The organism is Methylobacterium sp. WL64, from assembly GCF_008039945.1.
In the GTDB taxonomy this organism is placed as follows: Bacteria; Pseudomonadota; Alphaproteobacteria; order Rhizobiales; family Beijerinckiaceae; genus Methylobacterium.
This window is the reverse complement of the sequence record NZ_VRVA01000078.1, coordinates 1-20,949: the sequence shown is the minus strand read 5'-3', so window position 1 is coordinate 20,949 and position 20,949 is coordinate 1. Positions and strand designations below refer to the sequence as shown.

The 20,949-nt window shown below is 70.6% G+C and carries 19 protein-coding genes and 1 pseudogene; 10 read left to right on the top strand and 10 right to left on the bottom strand.

What is annotated here, in order from left to right:
* Positions 1-20: 20 nt before the first annotated feature.
* Both FV242_RS23870 and cpaB read right to left on the bottom strand, forming a co-directional pair.
* Positions 21-1,565 carry a type II and III secretion system protein family protein gene (locus FV242_RS23870; protein WP_147940650.1) on the bottom strand — a complete coding sequence of 515 codons (1,545 nt, stop codon included), beginning with the start codon at positions 1,563-1,565 and terminating at the stop codon, positions 21-23.
* Between the two features lie 5 nt (positions 1,566-1,570).
* The gene (gene cpaB, locus FV242_RS23865) at positions 1,571-2,401 is read right to left on the bottom strand and encodes a Flp pilus assembly protein CpaB (protein WP_147909261.1); all 831 of its coding nucleotides are present in this window, start codon (positions 2,399-2,401) and stop codon (positions 1,571-1,573) included.
* A gap of 272 nt (positions 2,402-2,673) precedes the next feature.
* On the opposite strand from cpaB, the gene FV242_RS23860 reads away from it, so the two are divergent.
* Positions 2,674-3,909: an ABC transporter substrate-binding protein gene (locus FV242_RS23860; RefSeq protein WP_147940649.1), complete on the top strand. Its 1,236-nt coding sequence runs from the start codon at positions 2,674-2,676 to the stop codon at positions 3,907-3,909.
* Between the two features lie 412 nt (positions 3,910-4,321).
* Here FV242_RS23860 and FV242_RS23855 read toward each other — a convergent pair whose 3' ends face one another.
* Positions 4,322-5,485 carry an iron-containing alcohol dehydrogenase gene (locus FV242_RS23855; RefSeq protein WP_147940648.1) on the bottom strand — a complete coding sequence of 388 codons (1,164 nt, stop codon included), beginning with the start codon at positions 5,483-5,485 and terminating at the stop codon, positions 4,322-4,324.
* Positions 5,486-5,573: 88 nt separating this feature from the next.
* Positions 5,574-6,485, bottom strand: coding sequence for a LysR family transcriptional regulator (locus tag FV242_RS23850; protein WP_246692848.1), 912 nt, complete (start codon positions 6,483-6,485; stop codon positions 5,574-5,576).
* 119 nt (positions 6,486-6,604) lie between these two features.
* Between FV242_RS23850 and FV242_RS23845 the strand changes: the two genes are divergently transcribed.
* From FV242_RS23845 to FV242_RS23805, 8 genes are all read left to right on the top strand, one after another.
* On the top strand, positions 6,605-8,101 hold the full coding sequence (locus FV242_RS23845) for a CoA-acylating methylmalonate-semialdehyde dehydrogenase (protein WP_147940646.1): 1,497 nt from the start codon (positions 6,605-6,607) through the stop codon (positions 8,099-8,101).
* A 221-nt stretch (positions 8,102-8,322) separates the two neighbouring features.
* On the top strand, positions 8,323-9,465 hold the full coding sequence (locus FV242_RS23835; protein WP_147940645.1) for an isobutyryl-CoA dehydrogenase: 1,143 nt from the start codon (positions 8,323-8,325) through the stop codon (positions 9,463-9,465).
* A complete protein-coding gene (locus FV242_RS23830) occupies positions 9,465-10,526 on the top strand; it encodes an enoyl-CoA hydratase/isomerase family protein (protein ID WP_147909255.1) in 1,062 nt (353 codons plus the stop codon). Before FV242_RS23835 ends, FV242_RS23830 begins: the two co-directional genes overlap by 1 nt.
* Before the next feature lie 189 nt (positions 10,527-10,715).
* Positions 10,716-11,609 (top strand): 3-hydroxyisobutyrate dehydrogenase, encoded by an 894-nt coding sequence (gene mmsB, locus FV242_RS23825; protein WP_147940644.1) that lies wholly within the window; start codon positions 10,716-10,718, stop codon positions 11,607-11,609.
* Positions 11,609-12,385: an enoyl-CoA hydratase gene (locus tag FV242_RS23820; RefSeq protein ID WP_187278534.1), complete on the top strand. Its 777-nt coding sequence runs from the start codon at positions 11,609-11,611 to the stop codon at positions 12,383-12,385. Before mmsB ends, FV242_RS23820 begins: the two co-directional genes overlap by 1 nt.
* 13 nt (positions 12,386-12,398) lie before the next feature.
* The gene (locus FV242_RS23815) at positions 12,399-12,836 is read left to right on the top strand and encodes a hypothetical protein (RefSeq protein ID WP_147940642.1); all 438 of its coding nucleotides are present in this window, start codon (positions 12,399-12,401) and stop codon (positions 12,834-12,836) included.
* A gap of 54 nt (positions 12,837-12,890) precedes the next feature.
* Positions 12,891-14,624: an AMP-binding protein gene (locus FV242_RS23810; RefSeq protein ID WP_147940641.1), complete on the top strand. Its 1,734-nt coding sequence runs from the start codon at positions 12,891-12,893 to the stop codon at positions 14,622-14,624.
* A 208-nt stretch (positions 14,625-14,832) separates the two neighbouring features.
* Positions 14,833-15,465, top strand: coding sequence for a transglutaminase-like cysteine peptidase (locus tag FV242_RS23805; protein ID WP_147909250.1), 633 nt, complete (start codon positions 14,833-14,835; stop codon positions 15,463-15,465).
* Positions 15,466-15,854: 389 nt separating this feature from the next.
* Here the strand turns inward: FV242_RS23805 and FV242_RS23800 are convergent, their stop codons facing one another.
* Positions 15,855-16,133: a hypothetical protein gene (locus FV242_RS23800; protein ID WP_246692847.1), complete on the bottom strand. Its 279-nt coding sequence runs from the start codon at positions 16,131-16,133 to the stop codon at positions 15,855-15,857.
* Positions 16,134-16,432: 299 nt separating this feature from the next.
* Between FV242_RS23800 and FV242_RS23795 the strand changes: the two genes are divergently transcribed.
* On the top strand, positions 16,433-17,140 hold the full coding sequence (locus FV242_RS23795) for a transglutaminase-like cysteine peptidase (protein ID WP_147940640.1): 708 nt from the start codon (positions 16,433-16,435) through the stop codon (positions 17,138-17,140).
* Between the two features lie 94 nt (positions 17,141-17,234).
* On the opposite strand, the gene FV242_RS23790 is transcribed toward FV242_RS23795, so the two are convergent.
* From FV242_RS23790 to FV242_RS23770, 5 genes and pseudogenes are all read right to left on the bottom strand, one after another.
* The gene (locus FV242_RS23790) at positions 17,235-17,507 is read right to left on the bottom strand and encodes a hypothetical protein (protein ID WP_246692846.1); all 273 of its coding nucleotides are present in this window, start codon (positions 17,505-17,507) and stop codon (positions 17,235-17,237) included.
* 171 nt (positions 17,508-17,678) lie between these two features.
* Positions 17,679-18,008, bottom strand: a complete 330-nt coding sequence (locus tag FV242_RS23785; protein ID WP_147909247.1) for a hypothetical protein — start codon at positions 18,006-18,008, stop codon at positions 17,679-17,681.
* A gap of 128 nt (positions 18,009-18,136) precedes the next feature.
* Positions 18,137-18,352, bottom strand: a complete 216-nt coding sequence (locus tag FV242_RS23780) for a DUF3126 family protein (RefSeq protein WP_147909246.1) — start codon at positions 18,350-18,352, stop codon at positions 18,137-18,139.
* A gap of 104 nt (positions 18,353-18,456) precedes the next feature.
* Positions 18,457-19,320, bottom strand: a complete 864-nt coding sequence (gene cysE / locus FV242_RS23775) for a serine O-acetyltransferase (RefSeq protein WP_147940638.1) — start codon at positions 19,318-19,320, stop codon at positions 18,457-18,459.
* Positions 19,321-19,658: 338 nt separating this feature from the next.
* A pseudogene (locus tag FV242_RS23770) lies at positions 19,659-20,543 on the bottom strand (helix-turn-helix transcriptional regulator); the annotation flags it as partial.
* Positions 20,544-20,949: the final 406 nt, after the last annotated feature.

The following is a 20,949-nucleotide window of genomic DNA, read 5'->3' as shown; positions in this document are numbered from 1 at the left end:
CCGGTCCTGGAAGCGGGGCGCTACTCGACGATGAAGCCGACGCGGCCACGATAGGTGCGCCCGAGAGGGGCGGCGCCGACCTTGCCGTAGAGGCGGTTGACCTGCCCGAGCAGCACCGCCTGCCCGTCGGTGGCGTCGACGAAGTTGTCGTCGGGCCGGGTCACCTGCTTGGGCTCCATCGCTCGGGCGATGAACGGGGTGCACATGATCATCAGCTCGGTCTCCATGCGCTGGTAGTCCCGGGACCGGAACAGCGCGCCGAGGATCGGCAGGTTGACCAGGCCGGGCAGGCCGGAGATCGCCTGCTTGTTGACCTGCTGGATCAGGCCGGCGGTCATCATCACGCCGCCCGACGGCAGCTCGACGGTGGTCTCGGAGCGGCGGACCCGGGTGCCGGGCACGGCCACCGTGTTGTTGCCGACCGTGTAGTTGAAGCTCTGCTGCGGATCGATCTCGGTCACGTCCGTGGCCACGCGGATCGAGATTCGGTTGTCGGCCAGAACAACGGGCGTGAAGGAGAGCGAGACGCCGTAGGGCTTGAAGGTGATGCCGGGCGTGCAGACACCGCCGACCACGCAGGAGGCTGAGGACGGCACCGGGAATTCGCCGCCGGCCAGAAACTTCGCGGCCTCCCCGGAGATCGCGGTCAGCGTCGGCTCGGCCAGGATGCGCGAGACGCCCGCCTGTTCGAAGGCCTTCAGCGTCGCCTGCAGCGAGAAGCCGGCTCCCTTGATGGAGGCCTGGAGCTGGTTGCCCGAGGGTGTGCTGCCGCCGGTGATCGGGAAGGGCAGGGTGTTGTTGAGAGCCGGCGAGGTCACGAGGCCGGTCGCCGCGTCCGTAACTGTGCTCACCGGATTTAACGCCGACCAATTGCCGGTCATGTTGATCCCGAACTGCTTCAGTACGGTGCGGGACACCTCGACCACGGTGACGCGCAGCATCACCTGGTCCTTGTTGCGGATCGTCAGGTTGTTGATCACCGCGCCGCGCGCGCCGGCCGAGACGCCGCCGCTCGGCGCGCCGGTGGCGGCCGCGGCCCCGCCCAGGCCGACGAAGGCGTTGGCGATGTCGATCGCCTGCTGGGCGTCCGAGGAGGAGTTGACCGAGCCCGACAGCAGGACCGAGGCGCCCGACGAGCGCACGTCGAAGCGACCGCCCGGGATGCTCTGGCCGAGCAGTTCGCGCAAAGTCCCGAGGTTCAGGTCCCGGGCCACGGTCACGTCGAGGGCGGCGATCTGGCGGCCCTCGGCGTCGAGGATGAAGATCGAGGTCGCGCCGTCGGCCATGCCGATCACGAACACCTTCCGGGTCGAGCGGACCACCGCGTTGGCCACCGCCGGGTTGGCGACGAACACCTCCTTGGCGTCCCGCGGCAGGTCGACGATCACCGAGCGGCCCGCGGTCAGCTCGACCCGGCGGGACGAGGCGGCCTCCGCCGACCCGACGGTGAGCACCGGCGCGGGCCCGAGCGTCGGCCGCCCCTGCCCGAGGGCGGGGCCCCCGGCCACCAGGGCGAGCAGCGCGAGGACGCGCGCCGGACGGAGGAGGGTCGGCAGGTCGGTCATGGGGATCACGGCGTCTGCTGCCGCGCGACGCCGAAGCGCACGACGGTCAATCCGGGTTCGGGCGTCTGCGCCATCGCGGCCTCGCCCGGATGGGCTTCGACCGGCTGGGCCTCGGGGGGGCGTCCCGCATCCGCGAGGCTGCGCAGCGACAGCGACAGCGTGCCGACCTTCTGGGCGAGCGTCAGCGTCTCGGCCTGGGCGGGGGTGACGGCGAGCGTGGCGGTCTCGCCGGTGACGACGTTGGTGCCGTTCTTCTCCTGGATCAGCTGACCGATCGCGAGGACGCGGATATCGGTCAGGATCGTCTGGGAGAGCTGCACCTCGCTGTTGTTGGCGCGGGAGTTCGCGTCGTCGCGAAAGGTGCGGATCACGTCGATGCGGTCGTTGGGCAGGATGAAGCCGCCGGCGGAGTTGGTGCCGCGGCTGTCGGTGACGATGGCGACCGCGCGCATCCCGGAGGGCAGGATCGCGGCCATGAACCCGCTGTCGGGCCGGACCAGCTTCTGCGCCCGGATCGGCTCGCCGGCGAGGAAGCTCGAACGCACGGAGGCGCCGACCGTCTCGTCCAGCGCCTTCGCGTTGTCCTTGCGGCTGATGTAGCCGGCCGTCATGGCGGCATCCGGCCAGGGCTGCCAGCGCAGGTCCGCGGCCCGCAGCACCTGGCCCATGGGCATGTCGGCGGCGGCCACCAGCACCTCGGTCGTCGGGGCCGGCGGCGGTTGCTCGGCCTTCGGGGCCGGCGGCGGCGGAGGCGGGTCGCCGCCGCTCATCAGGAAGGCCGCCCCGCTGCCCGCTGCGAGGGCGATGCCGAGGACGGCGAGACGGGCTGGATTCATCGCATCGCCACGCGCCGGAGACGGCCGAATTGCCGTCCATCCCCGGACCCTGGGGGGCCATTCGTGTACTTATGGTTAAGGTATTATAACTGCGCCGGTCGGATACGGTCCGGAAACGGGGCGGTTGCCGGGCCTGTCACAACCGGCGCGATCTCTCACCTGCGGCCCAATCCTGGCCGTGGCGCAGCATCCGCGGCTGCAATAGTCTTCGCCCGAACCCGCGTCAGAATCGGGTGCTCGGATCATCCGGGCAAAACATGCCGGGGAGTGACATGAACAGGACATTTGGCGGTGCGGTGCTGTTCACCGCCCTGGCTCTGGGCTCGGGCCCGGCGGCCGCCCAGGGTGCCGCGGCCGGCGCCTTCTCGGGCAACGCGCTGCGCATCGGCGTGCTCAACGACCAGTCCGGCCTCTATGCCCAGTTCGGCGGCCAGGGCTCCGTGGAGGCCGCCCGCATGGCGGTGGAGGATTTCGGCGGCAAGATCGACGGCGTGCCGATCGAGATCCTCGCGGCCGACCACCAGAACAAGCCGGACATCGCCTCGGGCATCGCCCGGCAATGGTACGACCGCGACGGCGTCGACGCGATCATGGAATTGACCACCTCGTCGGTGGCGCTGGCGGTCCAGGGCCTGTCCCGCGAGAAGAAGAAGATCACGATCACCACCGGGGCGGCCTCCAGCGACCTCACCGGCAAGGCGTGCACGCCCTACGGCTACCACTGGGCCTACGACACCCGGGCGCTGGCGGTCGGCACAGGCGGCGCGCTGACCCGGGCCGGCGGCGACACCTGGTTCTTCCTCACCGCCGACTACGCCTTCGGCTCGGCTCTGGAGGCCGATACCAGCCGCGTGGTGCTGGCCAACAACGGCAAGGTGCTGGGCAGCGTCCGCCACCCGCTCTCGAACCAGGACTTCTCCTCGTTCCTGCTTCAGGCGCAGGGCTCGAAGGCCAAGGTGATCGGGCTCGCCAATGCCGGGCTGGACACCTCCAACGCGATCAAGCAGGCGGCCGAGTACGGCATCGTCGAGGGCGGCCAGAAGCTCGCGGCCCTGCTGTTCACCCTCTCGGAGGTGGAGGGGCTCGGCCTCAAGGTCGCGCAGGGCCTGACCCTGACCGAGGGCTGGTACTGGGATGCCAACGACGAGACCCGCGCCTTCGGCCAGCGCTACATGAAGCGCACCGGCCGGATGCCCAACATGATCCAGGCCGGCACCTACTCGGCGGTGCTGTCCTACCTGAAGGCCGTCAAGGCCGCCGGCACCGACGAGACCGAGGCGGTCAACGCCAAGCTCAAGGCGCTCCCGGTGGACGACGTGTTCGCCCACGGCGGCACGGTGCAGCCGAACGGCCGCATGGTGCACGACATGTACCTGTTCGAGGTCAAGAAGCCGGCCGAGTCGAAGGGCCCGTGGGACCTCTACAAGCAACTCGCGACCATCCCGGGCAAGGAAGCCTACGCGAGCCCGGCCGAGAGCGGCTGCCCGCTGACGGCGGCGGCAAAGTAATAGGCGCTCTTATCGTGAGGCGAGGGCCGTCAAGGATTTGAAGGCCCTTGCTCTTGCAGAACGCGACGCGCTCCCTTCCCCGCACGGGCTACGATATTCTCACATCGCTGCCGGATTTGGGCCAAGGCTAACCCCAGACGCGTCTCCCTCCCCCCTCCGCGGGGGAGGGTGGGCCGGCCGTCAGGCCGGGTCGGGAGAGGGGAACCCGGCTTCCGGAAGAAGGCCGCGCAGGGGTGAAGGCCGGCGCTTTCTCCTGCACCGTCGCTCCCCTCTCCTGACCCCCTTCGGGGGCCACCCTCCCCCGCAAAGGGGGGAGGGAGAGCCGCGGTGTCTCCCGTGTGTTCTGCCGACCCGATGTGTGAATCCGCAAGCTCGTACGGGCGAGGAGACCAGCGCTTTTCACCAGCGACGATTAGGCCGCCCAGACCCGCCGGTACAGCGCCTGGATCTCCTCCGCGCTCGGCTCGACCGGGTTGTTGGCGGGGGACCCGGAGGCGAGCGCCTGCGCGGCCATGGTCGGGATTAGGGCCTCCCAGCGGGCCGGGTCGATCCCGTATTCCCGGGGTCCGGGCACGTCGAGGTCGTCGTTGAGGGCTTCGAGTTCCGCCACCAGGGCGTTGACGGCGGCCCGGTCATCGCCGTCGAGGCCGGGGATGCCCATGGCCCGGGCGCAGGCGGCGTAGCGCGCCACCGCGGCGGGGGCCGAGAAGGCCGTCACCACCGGCAGCAGCATCGCGTTCGAGAGCCCGTGCGCCACGTGGAAATGCGCGCCGATCGGCCGGCTCATGCCGTGGACCAGCGCCACCGACGCGTTCGAGAAGGCGATGCCGGCCTGGGTCGCGCCGAGCATCATCGCCTCCCGGGCCGCCCGGTCGCTGGGGTCGGTCCAGACCCGGCGCAGGTTCGGCGCGATCAGGCGCATCGCCTGGAGCGCGAGCCCGTCCGAGAACAGGTTGGATTTGCGCGAGACGTAGGCCTCGATGGCGTGGGTCAGCGCATCGATGCCGGTATCGGCGGAGAGGCGCTTGGGCTTGGTCAGGGTCAGTTCGTAGTCGACCAGCGCGGCCACCGGCAGGTAGGCCAGCCCGATGCAGAGCATCTTCTCGTCCGAGGTCTCGTCGGTGACGATGGTGAAGCGGGTCGCCTCCGAGCCGGTGCCGGCCGTGGTGGGGATCGCCACGATCGGCAGGCCGGGCTCGTCCTGCAGGCGGGGCGCCTTGTAGTCGCGCATGTGGCCCCCGTGGCGGCCGAGCACCGCCACCGCCTTCGCGGTGTCCATCGGGCTGCCGCCGCCGAAGCCGACCACGCAGTCGAAGTCGCCGGCCTTGAGCGCGGCGAGCGCCGCCTCCACGGAAGCCACGGTCGGGTCCGGCACGGTCTCGGAGAAGATCGTTCCGCGGGCCCCCGCGCTGGCGAGCCGTTCGAGCAGCGTGTCGGTGCGGCCGCTGCTGACGAGATAGGGGTCGGTGACCACGAAGGGGCGGGACAGGCCGAGCTGGCCCAGGATCTCCGGCAGCAGCCGCGAGGCGCCGGCGCCGATGCGCATCAGCCGCGGCAGGGCGATCGAGGCAACCATGTTATTGATCCTTGGCTTAGAGACGGTTCGGGCCTTCCGGTAACTGTCGATCTTAGGACTTGGGCCGCCGCCGCGAAACCGCCGGCGCTTACACGGACGGCCCGGCGAACAGCGCGCCCGCCGCCTCGACCTCGCCGGCGATGAAGCCCGCCACCGCCCGGATATGGGCCGCCTTCCGGTGGTCCTCGTGGATGTGCATGTGGAACGAGCGGGTCAGCGACACCGCCCCGGGCAAGACCGGCGCCAGCCCGGGATGGGCCGCCGCGATGAAGGCCGGCAGGATGCACAAGCCGGCGCCGTTCAGCGTCGCGTGGACCTGGGCGAGCAGGTTGGTCGAGCGCAGCCGCGCCGAGACCGCCGTCTCGAGCGCGCCGAGATAGTTCAGCTCGCGCGCGAACAGCATGTCCTCGATATAGCCGACGAACGGATGCGCCGTGAGGTCCGGGATGCCGGCGATCGCGGGCGCTGCCGCGAGGTAAGCCTCGGATCCGTAGACGAACAGCCGGTAATCGGTGAGGCGGCGCGCCACCACCCGGGCCTGCTGCGGGGTCGACAGCCCGATGACGATGTCGGCCTCGCGCTTCGACAGGCTGAAGATCCGGGCTGTGGCCATGATCTCGACCTCCAGCCCCGGGTGACGCTCGGTCAGCCGGTGCATCCGCGAGGCCAGGAACACGCTGCCGAACCCGTCCGGGGCCCCGATCCGCACGGTGCCGGAGACGGATTGCGCGCCGGCCTCCGTGGCGGCGCTGGCGGACAGGAAGGCGCTCTCCATGGCCTCGGCCACGGCCATCAGGTTGGCGCCGTCCTCGGTGAGCGCGTAGCCGACGTTGCTGCGGTGGAACAGGCGGGCGCCGAGGCCTTCCTCCAGCGCGCGGATCCGACGCCCCACGGTGGTGTGCTCGGTGCCGGTCCGGGTCGCGGCGGCGCTCAGGGTGCCGGTGCGCGCCACCGCCAGGAAGAAGCGCAGATCGTCCCAGTTGCGTCCAGCCCGGCTCATGGTCGCAAACCCGCTGTGCATCGATGCACGACGGATGTAAGCGCATCCGGCTTTATCGTTCAAGCGATCCTGTTAGGCTGCGCCAAAACCAAACCCAACACGACATCAGGGAGGCGCGCATGCGCAAGATCGGGCACTTCATCGGCGGCCGTACCGTGGGCGGCGAGAGCGGGCGATTCGCCGACGTGTTCCACCCCTCGACCGGGGAGGTCCAGGCCCAGGTCGCGCTGGCCAGTAAGGCCGAGATGCGGGCCGCCATCGAGAACGCCGCGGCGGCTCAGCCGGCCTGGGCGGCCACCAACCCGCAGAAGCGCGCCCGGGTGATGATGCGCTTCCTGGAGCTGATCCGCGGCGAGCACGACGCGCTGGCGGAGCTGCTCGCCTCCGAGCACGGCAAGACCGTCCCCGACGCCAAGGGCGACATCCAGCGCGGCGTCGAGGTGGTCGAGTTCGCCTGCGGCATCCCGCACCTGCTCAAGGGCGAGTACACCGAGGGCGCCGGCCCCGGCATCGACGTCTACTCCCTGCGCCAGCCGCTCGGCGTGGTCGCCGGCATCACGCCGTTCAATTTCCCGGCCATGATCCCGCTGTGGAAATGCGCCCCGGCCATCGCGTGCGGCAACGCCTTCATCCTGAAGCCGTCCGAGCGCGACCCGAGCGTGCCGCTGCGCATCGCCGAGATCTTCCTGGAGGCCGGGCTGCCGCCGGGCATCCTCAACGTCGTCAACGGCGACAAGGAAGCGGTCGACGCGATCCTCGACGACGAGGACATCCGCGCGGTGGGCTTCGTCGGCTCCTCGCAGATCGCCGAGTACATCTACGTCCGCTCCGCCCAGACGGGGAAGCGCGCCCAGTGCTTCGGCGGCGCCAAGAACCACATGATCATCATGCCGGACGCCGACATGGGCCAGGTGGTCGATGCGCTGATCGGCGCCGGCTACGGCTCGGCCGGCGAGCGCTGCATGGCGATCTCGGTGGCGGTGCCGGTGGGCGAGGCCACCGCCGACCGCCTGATGGAGAAGCTGATCCCGCGGGTCGAGTCACTCAAGATCGGCCCGTCGCATGACGGCTCGGCCGATTACGGCCCGCTGGTCACAGCCGAGGCGGTCCGGAAGGTCGCGGGCTACATCGACCAGGGCGTCGCCGAGGGCGCGCATCTGGCCGTCGACGGCCGCGGCTTCAAGCTCCAGGGCTACGAGAACGGCTTCTACATGGGCGGCTCGCTGTTCGACCGCGTCACCCCCGACATGACGATCTACAAGGAGGAGATCTTCGGTCCGGTCCTCTCGGTGGTGCGGGCGCAGAACTACGAGGAGGCGCTGGCGCTGCCCTCGACCCACCAGTACGGCAACGGCGTCGCGATCTTCACCCAGGACGGCGACGCGGCGCGCGACTTCACCGCCCGGGTGAACGTCGGCATGGTCGGCGTCAACGTGCCGATCCCGGTCCCGATCGCTTACCACACCTTCGGCGGCTGGAAGCGCTCGGGCTTCGGCGACCTGAACCAGCACGGGCCGGACTCGATCCGCTTCTACACCAAGACCAAGACCGTCACGCAGCGCTGGCCGAGCGGCATCAAGACCGGGGCAGAGTTCTCCATCCCGACGATGCGGTAGGGGCATTTCAACCCTCCCCCCTCTGCGGGGGAGGGTGCCGCGCGGAGGCGCGGCGGGAGAGGGGCAACGCGACGGTGCAGGATCTCGCGCCCGTCGCGACCTGTCCGGAAACGTCGCTCCCCTCTTGCGGGACTTCGTCCCGACCCCTGCTGACGCAGGGGCCACCCTCCCCCGCAGAGGGGGGAGGGAAGCGTCCGTTCTGACCTATTGGAGTGATGCCCATGAGTTTCGGGCTCGATGAGGACCGGACCGCGATCCGCGAGATGGCGCTCGGCTTCGCGGCCGAGCACATCGCGCCGCATGCCCTGGACTGGGACAGGGACAAGACCTTCCCGGTGAAGACCCTGCGGGCCGCCGCGGCGCTCGGCATGGCCGGCATCTACGTCCGCGAGGATGTCGGCGGCTCGGGCCTGTCGCGGCTCGACGCCGCCCTGATCTTCGAGGCGCTGAGCACCGGCTGCCCGACCGTGGCGGCGTTCCTGTCGATCCACAACATGTGCGCCTGGATGATCGACGCCTACGGCGACGCGGACCAGCGCCGGCGCTGGATCCCGGGCCTGATGGGCATGGAGACGATCGCCAGCTACTGCCTGACCGAGCCGGGCTCGGGCTCGGACGCGGCGGCGCTGCGCACCCGCGCCGAGCGGGACGGCGACGATTACGTGCTGACCGGCGAGAAGCAGTTCATCTCGGGCGCCGGCGTCAGCGACCTCTACGTCTGCATGGTCCGCACCGGCGAGGCGGGGCCGAAGGGCATCTCGGCGATCGTGGTCGAGAAGGGGACACCCGGCCTCTCCTTCGGCGCGGAAGAGCGCAAGATGGGCTGGAACGCCCAGCCGACCCGGGCCGTGCGGTTCGACGGCTGCCGGGTCCCGGTGGCCAACCGCCTGGGCACGGAGGGCCAGGGCTTCCGCATCGCCATGAGCGGCCTCGACGGCGGCCGGCTCAACATCGCGGCTTGCGCGCTGGGCGGCGCCCAGTCGGCCCTCGACAAGAGCCTGGCCTACATGGCCGACCGGCGCGCCTTCGGGGCGAAGCTCACGGACTTCCAGGCGCTCCAGTTCCGGCTGGCCGACATGGCCACGTCCCTGGAGGTGTCGCGCACCTTCCTGCGCCACGCCGCCGCGGCGCTCGACGCCAAGGATCCGGCCGCCACGCAGCTCTGCGCCATGGCCAAGCGCCACGTCACCGACGCCGCCTTCGAGGTCGCGAACCAGGCCCTGCAGCTCCACGGCGGTTACGGCTATCTCGCCGAGTACGGCATCGAGAAGATCGTCCGCGACCTGCGGGTGCACCAGATCCTCGAAGGCACCAACGAGATCATGCGGGTGATCATCGCCCGCGCGCTGACCGGGGGACGCTGATGAGCGATGTGATCGTCGAGCGCGTCGGCGCGCTGGGGCGCCTGCGCCTCGACCGGCCGAAGGCCCTGAACGCCCTGACCCACGGCATGGTCCTGGAGATCGACGCCGCCCTGAACCAGTTCTCCGCCGATCCCGGCATCGCCGCGGTGCTGCTCACCGGCGAGGGCGAGCGCGGTCTGTGTGCCGGCGGCGACCTGCGCGGCCTCTACGATAACGCCGGCACCGCCTTCGCCGAAGCCTTCTGGCGGGACGAGTACCGGCTGGATTCCCGCATCGCCGCCTATGAAAAACCGTTCGTGGCGGTGATGGACGGCATCACCATGGGCGGCGGCGTCGGCCTCGCGGGGCATGCCGCCCACCGGATCGTCACCGAGCGCTCGCGCGTGGCCATGCCGGAGACCGGCATCGGCTACCTGCCGGATGTCGGCGGCACTTGGCTGCTGCCCCGGGCGCCCGGACAGGTCGGCACCTATCTCGGCCTGACCGGAGAGCCGGTCGGCGCCGCCGATGCGATTTACTGCGGGCTCGCCGACCTGCTGGTGCCCGTGCAGGCGCTGCCCGACCTGATCGACGCGCTGTCGGCTCTGCAGCCCGAGGCCGGCGACGCGGGCGTGCGCGACGTGCTCGGCCGGTTGGCGCGCGACCCCGGCGAACCGCCCCTGGCGCAGCATCGCGCACTCATCGACCGGTGCTTCGCCTTCGACATGGTCGACGAGATCCTGTCTGCCCTGGCGGCGGACGGCTCGTATTTCGCGGCGGCGGCCCGGAAGACCCTGCTGGCCAAGTCCCCGTCGAGCCTGGTCCTGACGCTCTGCCTGCTGCGCCTCGGCCGGCGCTCGCCCAACCTCGAAGCCTGTCTGGAGCGCGAGTTCCACGCCTCGCTGGCGCTGCTGGAGGAGGGCGATTTCCGCGAGGGCATCCGCGCCGCGGTGATCGACAAGGACAAGTCTCCACGCTGGAACCCGCCGCGCCTCGACGCGGTCGATCCGGCCTGCATCGCCCGCTGGCTGGAGACGCGGGCGGACCCGGTTTTTCCGGGCTCGCGCACGGGGCCGGTGTGATGTGAGCGCGGCCTCTGCCACCACCCACCTCACCCTTAAGGTGCCCAGCGATCCATAGGATCGCCGGGCCTCGAAGGAGCCCTCCAGTCGCCGCGCGATCCCTGGAGCCCTCCTTCGAGGCGGCTTCGCCGCACCTCAGGATGAGGGGATGGTTGGGAGGGGCAGTAACAAGCGAACGGGAGGGGTATGATGGCACAGACCATCGGGTTCATCGGTCTCGGCAACATGGGCGGCCCCATGGCGGCCAACCTCGTGAAGGCAGGGCACGCGGTGCGCGGGTTCGACCTCGCGCCGGCCTCCCTGGAGGCGGCCCGTGCCGCGGGGGTCGCGGTGGCGGGCTCGGCCCTGGAGGCCGCCGAGGGCGCGGAGGTGGTGGTCACCATGCTGCCCGCCGGGCGTCACGTGGTCGAGGTCTGGACCCAGCTCGCCGACGCCCTGCCGGCCGGCACCCTGCTGATCGATTCCTCGACCGTGGACGTCGAGAGTTCGCGCAAGGCCCACGGCCTCGCCGAGGCGCGCGGCTGCCTCTCCGTGGATGCGCCGGTCTCCGGCGGCACCGGGGGCGCCAAGGCCGGGACGCTGACCTTCATGGCCGGCGGCAGCGAGGACGCCTTCGGACGTGCCGAGCCGCTGCTCAAGGCCATGGGCAAGAACGTGTTCCATTGCGGCGCGGCCGGCGCCGGGCAGGCGGCCAAGATCTGCAACAACATGATCCTCGGGATCTCGATGATCGGCGTCAGCGAGGCTTTCGCGCTGGGCGAGAAGCTCGGGCTGTCGCATCAGGCGCTCTACGACGTCGCCTCGGTCTCTTCCGGCCAGTGCTGGTCGCTGACCACCTATTGCCCGGTCCCGGGCCCGGTGCCGACCTCGCCGGCCAATGCCGGCTACAAGCCGGGCTTCGCCGCCGCGCTGATGCTCAAGGATCTCCGGCTGGCGCAGGCCGCCGCCCTCGCGTCGGGGGCCGCGACGCCGCTGGGCGCCGAGGCCGCACAGATCTACGGTCTGTTCGAGGGCCTCGGCCACGGGGGAGAGGACTTTTCCGCGATCATCCGTATGCTTCGCGGATCGGGGAGTGAGTCGTGATGGACGCGTACGAGACGATCCTGACGGAGACGCGCGGGCGGGTCCTGCTCATCACCCTCAACCGCCCGAAGGCGCTCAACGCCATCAACGCGCAGCTCACCCGTGAGGTGATCCGGGCCGCGACCGAGGCGGATGCCGATCCGGGCGTCGGCTGCATCGTCATCGCCGGTTCGGCCAAGGCCTTCGCGGCGGGGGCCGACATCAAGGAGATGCAGCACGCGACCTACGCCGAGATGTATGCGCAAGACCGCTTCGCCGACTGGGAGCGGTTCACGTCCGTGCGCACGCCGATCGTCGCCGCGGTGGCGGGCTACGCGCTCGGCGGCGGCTGCGAACTCGCCATGATGTGCGACTTCATCCTGGCCGCCGACACGGCGCAGTTCGGCCAGCCCGAGATCAAGCTCGGCGTCATGCCGGGGATCGGCGGCAGCCAGCGGCTCACGCGGTTCGTCGGCAAGTCGAAAGCCATGGAGATGTGCCTGACCGGCCGGATGATGGATGCCGCCGAGGCCGAGCGCGCCGGCCTGGTCTCGCGGGTGGTCCCAGCGGACCGGCTGCTCGACGAGGCGCTCAAGGCGGCCGAGATCATCGCGTCCATGTCGCTGCCGATCGCCATGATGACCAAGGAGGCGGTCAACCGCTCGTACGAGACCACGCTGACCGAGGGCGTGCGCTTCGAGCGCCGGGTCTTCCACGCGATGTTCGCCACCCAGGACCAGAAGGAGGGCATGGCCGCCTTCGTGGAGAAGCGGCCGGCCCGGTTCGAGAACACCTGAGCGAGGATGGGCGATGGACGTCCTGGACCGCGATAGCGAAGCGCGCTTCGAGATGGCGTTCCCACGCACGATCGTTGCCCAGAAGGCGCGCGGGCGCGAGGAGACCATCAACGAGCATCTCGTGACGCTGTTGGCCTTCGACGTGGCTCCGGAGACCCGGGCGGTCTGGCGCAAGGAGCTGGTCCGGCACTTCCGGTTCCTGGCGGCGCTGCGGGTCGAGCCCGGCGCGAGCCTCGTCCCGGCGCGGGACTGGTGGACCTGGCTCTATGCCGACCCGTTCGAGAACAACGAGACCGGCTACACGGCCGGCCTGATCGGGCTCAACGCCGACGACTTTCCCCGCAACGGCCGCGCGGTGGAGGCGATCGCCGAGGAGATCCGCCATTTCCACGCCGGCATGGTGCAGCGCCTCGCGCGCGGCCAGGCCGGCGAGGACCTGATTCCCGCCTGAGGGCGGGATGCGGCCGGATCTGCCGGCCGAACAAGAACGACGGGGGGAACGACCATGCCCAGCTTCCGGGAGGCCCGCGATCTGCTGCTGGCCCATCGCACCGACTACGCGGCGGCGGTTTCGGCCTTCGCCTGGCCGGACCCGGTGCCGTTCAACTGGGCGCTCGACTGGTTCGACGCCGAGCTCGCAGCCCCCGAGAGCCGCGACCGCACCGCGCTCCACATCGTCGAGGCCGCCGGCGGCGCCGAGCAGAGCCTGACCTTCGGGCAGATGGCGCGCCGGTCCAACCAGGTCGCCAACCACCTGCGCGGGCTCGGGCTGAAGCGCGGCGACCACCTGCTCCTGCTGCTCGGCAACGTCCCGGCCCTGTGGGAGACCATGCTGGCCGCGATGAAGCTCGGGGCCGTGGTCATCCCGGCCACCACCCTGCTCACGGCGGACGAACTCGCTGACCGCCTGGCCCGCGGCCGGCCCCGGGCGATCGTGGCCGGGCCGGAGCAGCTCGGGCGCTTCGCCGGGCTGGAGACCGGCGAGGCGATCCGCATCGTCACCGGCGCGGCGACGGCGGGCTGGAGCGCCTTCGACGACGCGTCCGGCGCACCCGAGACCTTCACGCCCGACGGGCCGACCGCGGCCGACGACCCGCTGCTACTCTACTTCACCTCCGGCACCACCGCGAAGCCGAAGCTGGTCCGCCACAGCCACCGCTCCTATCCGGTCGGAGCGCTCTCGACGATGTACTGGCTCGGGCTCAAGCCCGGGGACGTGCATTGCAACGTGTCCTCGCCCGGCTGGGCCAAGCACGCGTGGTCGTCGTTCTTCGCGCCCTGGAATGCCGGCGCGACCATCCTGGTGATCAACCAGGCCCCGTTCAACGCCTCCGCCCTGCTCGCGCAGCTGGAGCGCACCGGCGCCACCACGCTCTGCGCGCCGCCCACCGTCTGGCGGATGATCATCCAGGAGGACCTGACCGGCCGGACGCTGGCTTTGCGCGAGGTCTGCGCCGCCGGCGAGCCGCTGAACCCCGAGGTGATCGAGAGGGTGAAGGACGCCTGGGGCGTCACGATCCGCGACGGCTACGGCCAGACCGAGACCACGGCCCTGATGGCCAACACCCCCGGTCAGCCGGTGGTGCCGGGGGCCCTCGGCCGGCCGCTGCCCGGCTATCGCGTGCGCGTGCTCGACGCCGACGGCGCGCCGGCCAGCGAAGGCGAGGTCTGCCTCGAACTCGGGACGCACCGCCCCGCCGGCCTGATGCAGGGCTACGACGACGGCACCGGCACCCTGTCGGGGGCCGAGGGCGCGCTCTACCGCACCGGCGATGTCGCCTTCGTGGACGACCAGGGCTGCTACACGTTCGTGGGCCGGGCCGACGACGTGTTCAAGTCGTCGGGGTACCGCATCAGCCCGTTCGAGCTGGAGAGCGTGCTGATCGAGCATCCGGCCGTGGCCGAGGCCGCGGTGGTGCCGATCCCCGATCCGATGCGCCACACGATCCCGAAGGCCTACGTCTCGCTGGTGGCGGGCGCCTCGGCCGGCCCGGAGACGGCGCTGGACATCTTCCGCTTCACCAATGCCCGGCTGGCGACGTTCAAGCGCCTGCGCGGTCTCGAATTCGTCACCGAGCTGCCGAAGACCATCTCGGGCAAGATCCGCCGGGTTCAGCTGCGCCGGCTGGAGCATGACGGCGTCACCGAGGACCCGCACCGGGGCCGGGCCTATACGCAGGCGGATTTTCCCGAGCTGAAGGGCGAGACGGAACGCAAGCTCGACCAGACGGCGGGGTGATTCGGGGGTGCCGGGGCCGTAAGGGGCCCTCAAGGTTTCCGGTTTCCGAACCGGAAGCCACGGATTTGCCGATGTTCCCAAGTCCCCCGTCGACGTTGTCGCGCTAGAGCCCGCCGCGGCGGGCGAATCGATAAAATTGCGCGGATCCGCTTCAGCGCCGCGGAGGCTCTGCGGCGCAATCCTGTCCTCAACAACGAGGACGGGTTCGATGGGCGCGGGGCTTCTCAAGACGGTTCGGGTGACGCTCGCCGGCGCGCTGGTGCTGCTCGGCCTCGCGGCCACCGCGGAGGCCCAGACCCTGGCGAGCCTCCCGGTGGAATCCGGCGCGAAGGTGCTCAGCGACGCGCGGCCGATCGCGGCCTGGGTGACGTTCTGCCAGTCCTACGCGGCGGAATGCGCCGTGGACCGGAGCGAGCCGGCGCGCATCACCCTGACCCCGGCGGTCTGGGCCACCATCGTCTCGGTCAACCGCCGGGTGAACAGGACGGTCGAGCCGATGACCGACATGGATCATCTCCATGTCGCCGACCGCTGGGACCTGGCCGAGGACGGCATCGGCGACTGCGAAGACTTCCAGCTGCTCAAGCGCCACCTGCTGGCCGAGGCCGGGCTGCCCCGCCGGGCGATGCGCATGACCGTAGTGATCGACGAGAAGGGTGAGGGCCACGCCGTCCTGACCCTGATCACCGACCGCGGCGACCTGATCCTCGACAACAAGACCAGTGTGATCGAGGCCTGGCACAAGACCGGCTACGTGTTCATCAAGCGCGAGAGCCAGGATGCGACCGCGTGGGTCTCGCTCGGCGGCGTCACCTCGCCGGTCACCACCGCCAACCGCTGATCGGGATTTCGATCTCCAGCCGGTCGCGGTTGCCCAGAAGGCTCGGCCCTGTGGCGAGGTTCAGGGGCGGGGACGCGGGATCGGGAAACGCGTGGCAATGCGACCGTCCCGCCACGGCTGCCCGACGTCCAAGGCCGAAACAGCACTCCGTCATCCCGCGGCTCCGGAAGCGAGCCTAGGATTTAGAGCCGCCGACGGCGAAAAATCCGGATGTTGCGGCGGGTCTGGGTCCCGGGCTCCGCTTCGCGGCCCCGGGATGACGGAATTGTATCGAGGGCCTGCATGCACCGGCTACGCGCCGTAAGGCGTGTCCGACAGTGCGCTGCCCGCCCTCGGGACCCGGAACACCCGAGCCCCGGACCTCGAAACCTAGATTCGAAAGAGCCCGTTCAGGCGGCGCGGCTCAGCGACGGCTGAGCAAGGGTGGCCACGAAGGTCTCGACCCGGCCGATGAAGCCGGCGAGGTGCGGGGCGATGCCCCGAAGGCTGGCGAGGTCGCGGACCAGGATGTCGCGCGACAAGGCACGGTCGCCCTCGGTGGGCGAGCCGGCCAGGTAGGCTTCCACGGCGTGCTCGGCGATGCCGATGGCACCGGCCCGACCATCCTCGGCGAGCGCTCTGATCACCTGCTGGATGGCGGGCTGCATCGTGAAATCCTTCTCTGGCATGGGGCGATCCCGCAGGGGGATGGCTGGGTTCTTGCGAGGTGATCGATCCGCCCGCGAATCTCGAAGCGGGCCACCCCTGTCTCAAGCCGGCAAAGCTCGGTCGAATCAAGGCTTTCCAGAGGGGAGCAGGGCGGCCATTCCGCCAGCGCATGCTCTGGGCTACAGCAACGCGGATGCAACACAGCCCTCAATGGGAACCGATCCGAAGGCTCGCGCGTTTATCAACTCGTCTTTAACCATTGTGCGTTGCACGCCCGCGTGTCACCCTCCCGTCATCATCGGGCGATGGGGCGTGATCCATGCGGCACGCGGATGGTGGGATTCCGGCTCTCGCGTTCCTGGCGCCCCACTGGCGCGGATGGTCGGCCCCTCTGCGCCGAGCCCGGCAGGCCGCGAGCCTCGCCCTGGTGGGCACGATCCTGATGCTCGGGGGCGCCAACACCCGCGCCCATGCCCGCTTGAACCTCCCCGATGGCACTCCGGCTCCCGAAGCCAGCGGCCCGGTCGGTGCGATCGCGGGCTGGACGGAGTTCTGCCGGCGCCTGCCGGAGGAATGTACCCTCAATGTCGCGCAACCCGCCGCAATCCCGCTCACCGTGGCGGTGTGGCGGACCCTGCGGAGCGTCAACCGCCGGGTCAACGCGCGCATCCGGCCGATCACCGATCAGGCGCATTGGGGCGTCGTCGATCGCTGGGACTTCCCGGACGACGGCTTCGGCGACTGCGAGGATTACCAGCTGTTGAAGCGCCGGATGCTGGCCGAGCGCGGCCTCTCGCGGCGGGCCCTGCTGATGACCGTCGTGATCGACGAGACCAATGCCGGCCACGCGGTGCTGACGGTGCGCACCGACCACGGCGACTTCATCCTCGACAACAAGACCGACGCGATCCGCCCGTGGCGGCGCACCGGCTACAGCTTCATCAAGCGCGCGGGCCAGGACGGTCAGGCCTGGGTCTCGCTGGAGGGCAAGGAGGGCGCCGCCCAGGTGGCCACCGCGGAGCCGTGAACCGCGCGCTCGCCGAGGCGGAGGGCAGTCCACCCCAGCGAGTCGACCCGACCCATCGGGAAAACCGCCGGACATGGGGGCCGACCCCGGCGCGTCAGGGCGGCAGCCAGGCGTCGTCGCGAGTCTCGCGCAGGGCCTGCCGGATGGCGGCGGCGAGATCGTCGACGAGCGGGCTGGGTCCCCGGTCGGACCGGCGGAGCATGAGGCCCAGGGACGGCGAGGATGGAAGACCATGCCCGGCGGCCTCGAGCATGCCGACCGAGGAGGGCAGGCCGATCGGGGTCTGCACACCGATTCCCAGGCCGGCCACCGTGGCCGCCCAGAGGCCTCCGAGGCTCGGACTGACGAAGGCGATACGCCAGCTCAATCCGTGCCTGTCCAGGTGCTCGCAGGCGAGCGTGCGCAGCAGGCAGGGTGCCTCGAGGGCGATGAGCGGCAGCGGCTCGCCTCCGGCTCCGTTCCACAGGGGCTCGCCATCGGACGCGTCCGGGCTTTCAAGCGGCTGGACGCCCGCGTGCGGCCCCGGTCTCCCGCGGTCTCACGCCCCGACCAGCATCGCCGCCAGATCGAGGGCGACCCGGCCCGACAGCAGGCCCCAGCCGCAGGCGATCACGGTCGCCAGCATCACGAACGGCATCGGGCGGCCCTCGATCCTCCGGCCGCGCACGGTGTTGCGCAGGATGATGAAAGGGGCCGAGAAGGCCAGCATCGGCAGGGCCGCCACCGCGGGCAGGCCGCCCCGCTCCAGCAGGCTGAAACTCGCCCGCCGCGCCGCGAACAACTCGAAGGCGCTGGCGATCAGCCCGGACAGCGCCAGGCCGATACACAGCGTCCGGATCGACTCCAGGGCGGCGGGCGTGAGGACCATTATTCGCGCTCCTAAACAGGTTGCGCGGAGTTTAGCCACACGATTTACCGGATGTTAAGCAATCGCCCGGGTTAGCGTTAACCTGTGCACAGGCGCGGGCCGGTGGAACCCGGCCCGCGGGCCGTGCCTCAGGCCTCGTCCTCGAGATCGATGTCGAGGATCGCCATGCGGAAGACGAAGGAATCGTCGCCGTCCTCCTTGTCGTCGGCGATCACGCCGATCGACTCCTCGCCGATGAACACCTCGGCGGTATCGCCGGTCTTCATCGCGGTCAGGCGGATGTTGTTGTTGGCGAACTTGCGGCGCAGATAATCCTGCAGCTTCGCGGTCTCGGCTTTGGTCACGCTGTCTTGCCTCCCCTGTCGGCGTTGGCGCCCCGGATCGGCGGAGGGCTTGCCACGCCCGCGGCGGAGCAGCAAGCGCATCGGCCGAGCGCGGCGGCGGTGGGTCAGATGCCGTCGCCCACGTGGATGAACTGATCGAGGGCGACCAGCTGGTCCATGGCCCGGGCCGGATCGTCGCAGCCGGCGGTGCCGACGACGCGGGCCGGCACACCCACCACCGTGGTGTTGGCCGGGACCGGCCGCAGGACCACGGAGCCGGCCGCGACCCGGGCGCAGGCGCCGACCTCGATATTGCCCAGGATCTTGGCGCCGGCGCCGATCATCACGCCGCGGCGGATCTTGGGGTGGCGGTCGCCGCGCTGCTTGCCGGTGCCGCCCAGCGTCACCCCGTGGAGGATCGAGACGTCGTCCTCGACCACCGCGGTCGAGCCGACCACGAGGCCGGTGGCGTGGTCGAGGAACACGCCCCGGCCGATGCGGGCGGCCGGGTGGATGTCGCACTGGAATACCTCGGAGACCCGGCTCTGCAGGTAGAGCGCGAGGTCGCGCCGCCCCCGGGTCCAGACGTGGTGGGCGAGGCGGTAGGCCTGGAGCGCGTGGAAGCCCTTGAAGTACAGGACGGGCTCCAGGGCCCGCAGCGTCGCGGGATCCCGGTCGATCACGGCCCCGATATCGGCGCGAAACGCGTCTCCGATGGTGGAGTCGGCCGCGATCGCCTCGTGGAACGCGTGCGCGACCAGTTCGGCGGGCAGCGACGGGTGCCCGAGCCGGGCCGCGACCCGGTGGCCGACCGCGCCCTCCAAGGTGGCGTGATTCAGGATGGTCGCGACGATGAACGAGGCGAGCTGCGGCTCCGTGCGCAAGACGTCCTCGGCCTCGGCGCGCAGCCGCGACCAGACCGGATCGCAGACGGCGAGGTCCCCTGCGTCGCGGCTGAAGGCTGGGCTGAGGGCTGGACTGGCACTCATGAACGGTGGCTCGCGATCGAGGTGTCTGGTGCGCGCTTCGCTGCCGCGGATCCGGCCTCATGGCCGGGTGGGGCCGGGCGCTGCGGCGAAGCTCCGGCATCCCGGCCGACGCGGTGAACGACCGCGCCGTTGCGGGTCATCCTAGCACGTCGTCCTACAGGGTGAGCTATGCGCGGCGCGCTTGGTCTGGGGCATCGTGCGTTCCGGCAACCGGCCGCCCGTGACGGCAGCCTACCATAGCGTGGTGCGCCGCAGCGCAGCGATCAAGGGTGGCAGGCGTGCGGGAGAGGCCGCTCCTTTGTCGCTGTCAGCGGTTCCGTCGCGGGCACGGGCTTGTTTCAGCCGGCGACGGCCACTTCACCGAACCGCGCCTCGATCGTCGAAACGAGGCGGTCGACCATGGTCTGGAGCGGGATGTCGGAGGTGTCGACCGTGGCCGAGGCCCGGGCGTAGAGCGGCTCCCGGCTCGCCAGCACCGCCCGCAGCTCCTGCATCGCCGAGGCATGGTCGCCGGTGGTGGCGAGGTGCCCCTGCTCGCGCACGCGGCTCATGTGCTCCTCCGGCCGGGCGCGGAGCCAGACCGTGTAGAACGCCTGGAGCAGCAGGTCGTAGGTCAGCGGCTCGGCCACGATGCCGCCGCTCGTCGCCAGGATCAGCGGGCCGGGATGCTCGGTGAGGCGGCGCAGGGCCGCCTGCTCCAGGCGGCGGTAACCCTCCTGGCCGTAGATCGCGAAGATCTCCTGCACCGAGAGCGCGTTCTCCCGCTCGATCTCGGCGTTTAACTCCACGAAAGTCCAGCCCAGGCGCTCGGCCGCGAGCTTGCCGAGCGTCGACTTGCCGGCGCCGCGCAGTCCGATCACCGCGACGCGCAGGCGCCCGCTCGATTCGGAGCGGCTGCCGCCGGAGAGCGCCTCCTTGGCGGCGGCGATCTGGGCCGGATTCGCCTGGCCGAGCAGGTCGCGCACCACGGGCCAGTCGGGCAGGCCGTCATTGCCGGTGATCAAATCGTCGAGGCGCACGCCCATGGCGTTGGCGACCCGCCGCAGCAGGATGATCGAGACGTTGCCCTGTCCGCCCTCGAGCTGCGCGATGTAGCGCTCGGAGAGGCCCGAGGTCTGGGACAGCACCTTGCGCGACAAGCCACGCACGGTGCGCGCGTGCCTGACGCGGCGCCCGAGATCCGTGAGAAAGAGCGATTCCTGTTCCAACACGCCGCTCATGGCGTCGTCCGCTTTCCTGCCAGCCCGAAAGCAGAGTGCTTGCCCTGCATGTCTGCCACTTCAAGATGCATTGTGATTCGCAACCTAGGATCGAGCGGGTGCTTGCTCGACCGTTCGTGCGAAGCCTGGCGTACCCTACCCTGAAGTCTGTATTGCGCCGCCTGTATCCGGCCGCTTCGACCGGTCCATGGGCCATGGCCGCACCGGCCCGACCCTGTTGCTGGCGTATCGTCTATGTGTTGCGGATCGGCCCAGTGGTCAAGCCTTGAGCAGGATCCTCGTGTGGGCAGATTTTGGACAAGCAGTGGTTGTCCGGCCCCGATCGGACCGGCTCCGCCTCACTCGACCGGGATGGCCGTGGCCTCGCGGACGGGTGCCGCCGCGGGCGGCGCGCGGCGCGGCGTGGCGG

What these genes read in the sequence shown, in the direction of transcription:
- FV242_RS23870 (WP_147940650.1), bottom strand. Translation starts at nt 1,565, where the DNA reads ATGACCGACCTGCCGACCCTCCTCCGTCCGGCGCGCGTCCTCGCGCTG.
- cpaB (WP_147909261.1), bottom strand. Translation starts at nt 2,401, where the DNA reads ATGAATCCAGCCCGTCTCGCCGTCCTCGGCATCGCCCTCGCAGCGGGC.
- FV242_RS23860 (WP_147940649.1), top strand. Translation starts at nt 2,674, where the DNA reads ATGAACAGGACATTTGGCGGTGCGGTGCTGTTCACCGCCCTGGCTCTG.
- FV242_RS23855 (WP_147940648.1), bottom strand. Translation starts at nt 5,485, where the DNA reads ATGGTTGCCTCGATCGCCCTGCCGCGGCTGATGCGCATCGGCGCCGGC.
- FV242_RS23850 (WP_246692848.1), bottom strand. Translation starts at nt 6,485, where the DNA reads ATGAGCCGGGCTGGACGCAACTGGGACGATCTGCGCTTCTTCCTGGCG.
- FV242_RS23845 (WP_147940646.1), top strand. Translation starts at nt 6,605, where the DNA reads ATGCGCAAGATCGGGCACTTCATCGGCGGCCGTACCGTGGGCGGCGAG.
- FV242_RS23835 (WP_147940645.1), top strand. Translation starts at nt 8,323, where the DNA reads ATGAGTTTCGGGCTCGATGAGGACCGGACCGCGATCCGCGAGATGGCG.
- FV242_RS23830 (WP_147909255.1), top strand. Translation starts at nt 9,465, where the DNA reads ATGAGCGATGTGATCGTCGAGCGCGTCGGCGCGCTGGGGCGCCTGCGC.
- mmsB (WP_147940644.1), top strand. Translation starts at nt 10,716, where the DNA reads ATGGCACAGACCATCGGGTTCATCGGTCTCGGCAACATGGGCGGCCCC.
- FV242_RS23820 (WP_187278534.1), top strand. Translation starts at nt 11,609, where the DNA reads ATGGACGCGTACGAGACGATCCTGACGGAGACGCGCGGGCGGGTCCTG.
- FV242_RS23815 (WP_147940642.1), top strand. Translation starts at nt 12,399, where the DNA reads ATGGACGTCCTGGACCGCGATAGCGAAGCGCGCTTCGAGATGGCGTTC.
- FV242_RS23810 (WP_147940641.1), top strand. Translation starts at nt 12,891, where the DNA reads ATGCCCAGCTTCCGGGAGGCCCGCGATCTGCTGCTGGCCCATCGCACC.
- FV242_RS23805 (WP_147909250.1), top strand. Translation starts at nt 14,833, where the DNA reads ATGGGCGCGGGGCTTCTCAAGACGGTTCGGGTGACGCTCGCCGGCGCG.
- FV242_RS23800 (WP_246692847.1), bottom strand. Translation starts at nt 16,133, where the DNA reads ATGCCAGAGAAGGATTTCACGATGCAGCCCGCCATCCAGCAGGTGATC.
- FV242_RS23795 (WP_147940640.1), top strand. Translation starts at nt 16,433, where the DNA reads ATGCGGCACGCGGATGGTGGGATTCCGGCTCTCGCGTTCCTGGCGCCC.
- FV242_RS23785 (WP_147909247.1), bottom strand. Translation starts at nt 18,008, where the DNA reads ATGGTCCTCACGCCCGCCGCCCTGGAGTCGATCCGGACGCTGTGTATC.
- cysE (WP_147940638.1), bottom strand. Translation starts at nt 19,320, where the DNA reads ATGAGTGCCAGTCCAGCCCTCAGCCCAGCCTTCAGCCGCGACGCAGGG.